Annotated in this window: 5 protein-coding genes; 3 read left to right on the top strand and 2 right to left on the bottom strand. The window is 70.0% G+C overall.

Features of this window, described 5'->3' with window-relative positions; translation table 11 throughout:
* The 3 genes from H3O04_RS34550 to waaA all read left to right on the top strand — a co-directional run.
* The coding region (locus H3O04_RS34550) for a glycosyltransferase family 9 protein (RefSeq protein ID WP_237666539.1) at positions 1 to 250 on the top strand (250 nt) is incomplete at its 5' end.
* Between the two features lie 23 nt (positions 251 to 273).
* Positions 274 to 1158: a Kdo hydroxylase family protein gene (locus H3O04_RS34545; protein ID WP_202589431.1), complete on the top strand. Its 885-nt coding sequence runs from the start codon at positions 274 to 276 to the stop codon at positions 1156 to 1158.
* A gap of 37 nt (positions 1159 to 1195) precedes the next feature.
* Complete coding sequence (waaA, locus tag H3O04_RS34540) at positions 1196 to 2560, top strand: lipid IV(A) 3-deoxy-D-manno-octulosonic acid transferase (protein ID WP_054927463.1); 1365 nt, start codon at positions 1196 to 1198, stop codon at positions 2558 to 2560.
* 63 nt (positions 2561 to 2623) lie between these two features.
* On the opposite strand, the gene ureG is transcribed toward waaA, so the two are convergent.
* Positions 2624 to 3271: an urease accessory protein UreG gene (gene ureG, locus H3O04_RS34535; RefSeq protein WP_011544769.1), complete on the bottom strand. Its 648-nt coding sequence runs from the start codon at positions 3269 to 3271 to the stop codon at positions 2624 to 2626.
* 16 nt (positions 3272 to 3287) lie between these two features.
* The coding region (locus H3O04_RS34530) for an urease accessory protein UreF (RefSeq protein ID WP_272929917.1) at positions 3288 to 3586 on the bottom strand (299 nt) is incomplete at its 5' end.

Raw genomic sequence — 3586 nt, 5'->3', positions numbered from 1 at the left:
GCCGCCGAAGCTGTCGCTGCCGGCCGTGGTCGGTCTGATCGACGGCGCGGCCGCGACGGTCGGGGTTGATACAGGTCTGGTTCACATCGCGGCCGCGCTGAAGCGTCCGACGGTCGAACTGTACAATTTCGCGACGGCCTGGCGGACCGGCGGCTACTGGTCGCCGAACGTCGTCAATCTCGGCACGGCGGGGCAACCCCCGTCGATCGCGCAGGTGAAGTCGGCGCTCGCGGGCTTCGGTCTCCTGTAACGCTGTCCACACGCGAACCGATCATGAGCGAATCCCAGATCATCGAAGTCCCGTCCGCCGACTGGAGCGGACACAACCTGTCGGCGCCGCGCGAGCAGTTGCTCGCCGCGGTCGAGGAAGGCAAGGTGCTGTATTTCCCGCATCTGCGCTTCGCGATCGACGGCGGCGAGGAAGCGCTGCTCGATCCGGCGCTCGCCGATCCGAAACGCAAGAACATCAGTCTCGCGCCGAACGGCGGCGCGCTTGCCGGCGTGCTCGGCGACAGCGTCACGCAGTCGGCCGTGCGCGCGCTCGTCGCGCGCTTCCAGCAGCAGGCCGGCACGCTCGTCGATGGCCTTTTCCCCGAATACCGCGGCAAGCTGCGCGTCGCGCCGACGAGCCTGCGGCTGATGCAGGTCGAAACGCGCCAGACGTCGTGGCGCAAGGACGACAGCCGCCTGCACGTCGACGCATTCCCGTCGCGGCCGAACTACGGCGAGCGGATTCTGCGCGTGTTCACGAACGTGAACCCGGCCGGCGTGCCGCGCGTGTGGCGCGTCGGCGAGCCGTTCGAGGAAGTCGCGAAGCGCTTCCTGCCGAAGATCCGGCCGCAGTTGCCGGGCTCGGCGTGGCTGCTGAACCTCCTGCACGTAACGAAATCGCCGCGCAGCGCGTACGACCATCTGATGCTGAACCTGCACGACGGGATGAAGGCCGATCTCGACTACCAGAAGACGTGTCCCCAGCAGACGATGCCGTTTCCGCCGGGCAGCGTGTGGATATGTTTCTCCGATCAGACTTCTCACGCTGTGATGTCCGGCCAGTTCATGCTGGAGCAGACCTTCTTTCTGCCGGTCGACGCGATGGTGCGCCGCGAATGCGCGCCGCTCGGCATTCTCGAACGCCTGACGGGCAGGGCGCTGGTTTGAGCGCGCACCTGCTTCGACGCAACCCCCGGACGGCCGCATGCTGAGGGCGATCTATCGTGCGCTGTGGTGGCTCGTCGCGCCGGCCGCCGTGATCCGGCTCTATGTGCGCTCGCGCAAGGAGCGCGGCTATCGCGAGCATATCGGCGAGCGCTTCGGTCACGTCGCGGGCCGCTCGCGCGACGACCGCGCGCCGCTGATCTGGGTGCATGCGGTGTCGGTCGGCGAGACGCGCGCCGCGCAGCCGCTGATCGATGCGCTGATGCGCGCGCGCCCCGATGCGCGCATCCTGCTCACGCACATGACGCCGAGCGGCCGTGCGACGGGCGAACAGATCTTCGGCGATCGCGTGCTGCGCTGCTATCTGCCGTACGACATGCCGGGCGCGGTGCGGCGCTTCCTGCGCGCGTGGCGGCCGACGCTCGGCCTCGTGATGGAAACCGAGGTGTGGCCGACGCTGATCGACGAGTGCCGGCGTGCGGACGTGCCGCTCGTGCTGACCAATGCGCGGATGTCCGCGCGTTCGTTCCGGCGCGCGGCGAAGTTCGGCGCGGCGACGCGCGACGTGTTCGGCGGCTTCTCGCGCGTGCTCGCGCAGAGCCCGGCCGACGCGGAGCGGCTGACGTCGCTCGGCGCGCGCAACGTGACCGTGCTCGGCAACCTGAAGTTCGACATGACGACGCCGCCGGAACTCGCGGCACGCGGCCATGCATGGCGCGACGCGATCGGCGCGCGGCCGGTGTGGGTCGCGGCCAGCACGCGCGAGAACGAAGAGGCGCTGGTGCTGCAGGCGTTCGCGGAAATGCGCACGCCCGGCGCGCTGCTGGTGCTCGTGCCGCGTCATCCGCAGCGCTTTGCCGAAGTCGAGGCGCTCGTCGCGCGCAGCGGGCTCAAGTGCGTGCGGCGCTCGGTGTGGGCGGCCGATGCGGCTGCGCTCGCGGCGGGCTGGCCGGCCGCCGAACCGCTGGCGGATGACGTGACGGTGCTGCTCGGCGATTCGATGGGCGAGCTCGGCGCGTACTACGCGGCGGCCGACATCGCGTTCATCGGCGGCAGCCTGCTGCCGCTCGGCGGGCAGAACCTGATCGAAGCGTGCGCGGTCGGCGTGCCGGTGCTGATCGGGCCGCACGTGTTCAACTTCACGCAGGCGACCGCCGACGCGGTCGCGGCAGGGGCGGCGATGCAGGTCGAAGATCCGCTCGATCTCGCGCACGTGCTCGACGCGCTGTTCGCCGACAAGGCGCGGCGCATCGCGATGGGTGCGGCCGGCGCGGCCTTCGCGGCGCGTCATCGCGGCGCGACCGCGCGCACGGTCGACGTGCTCGCCGCGCTGCTGCCGCCTGCCGCCGCCGCCGGCGCGCGTGCGTTGCCGGACCAGTCGAGCGCGGCTTCCGAAGACGAATAGACGAAGGGCGGCGCAAGGCCGCCCCCGAACGCATCGCGGCGACGTGCGCCGTCGCCATGCCGCTCACACCGTCAGCAAGCCCTTTTTCTCGATGAACGCGATCACGTCCGCGACGCCGTCGAGCGCCTTCAGGTTCGTCATCACGTAAGGCCGCTCGCCGCGCATTTTCCGCGTGTCGGACGCCATCACGTCGAGGTTCGCGCCGACCAGCGGCGCGAGGTCGGTCTTGTTGATCACGAGCAGGTCGGACTTCGTGATGCCCGGGCCGCCCTTGCGCGGGATCTTCTCGCCGCCCGCGACGTCGATCACGTAGATCGTCAGGTCCGACAGCTCGGGACTGAAGGTCGCCGCGAGATTGTCGCCGCCGGACTCGATGAACACGATGTCGGCATCGGGAAAGCGCGCGAGCATCCGGTCGACGGCCTCGAGGTTGATCGACGCATCTTCCCGGATCGCCGTGTGCGGGCAGCCGCCCGTCTCGACGCCCATGATGCGTTCCTCGGGCAGCGCGCCCGCGACCGTCAGCAGTCGCTGGTCTTCCTTCGTATAGATGTCGTTGGTGATCGCGACGAGGTCGTACCGGTCGCGCATCGCCTTGCACAGCATTTCGAGCAGCGTGGTCTTGCCGGAGCCGACGGGGCCGCCAATGCCGACGCGCAGCGGCGGCAGTTTCTTCGTGCGGCGGATGGAGGAGGGAGCGGGTGCGTTCATGGTCGGGCGATGAGGTTCAGGAGCGGAACAACCGCGAGTACTGGGTTTCGTGCCGCGCGGACAGGATGCCGAGCTGTGGCGCGAACGTGTTGACGGCGTCGGGCGGCGTCGCGAGTGCACGGCGTACGGCCGCGTCGATCGCGCCGCGCAGCGCGACGATGATGCGTTGTCCGGCGAGCTGGCCGAGCGGCACGGCCTTCAGCGCGGCGGACGTCTGGTTCTCGACCCAGCCGAAGGCATACGCGGCGAGCGTCGCGTCGGCGCCGGCGTCGTGAGCGGCAGCCGCGTACGCGAACGCGGTCGGCAGCGCGATCG

Origin of the sequence: Burkholderia sp. KCJ3K979 (assembly GCF_016759955.1) — a bacterium.
Lineage (GTDB): Bacteria > Pseudomonadota > Gammaproteobacteria > Burkholderiales > Burkholderiaceae > Burkholderia > Burkholderia orbicola.
The sequence above is the reverse complement of the archived record's forward strand: the minus strand, read 5'-3'. Positions and strand labels throughout refer to the sequence as shown.

Coding starts and splice junctions, on each gene's coding strand:
- H3O04_RS34545 (WP_202589431.1), top strand. CDS start 274: ATGAGCGAATCCCAGATCATCGAAGTCCCGTCCGCCGACTGGAGCGGA.
- waaA (WP_054927463.1), top strand. CDS start 1,196: ATGCTGAGGGCGATCTATCGTGCGCTGTGGTGGCTCGTCGCGCCGGCC.
- ureG (WP_011544769.1), bottom strand. CDS start 3,271: ATGAACGCACCCGCTCCCTCCTCCATCCGCCGCACGAAGAAACTGCCG.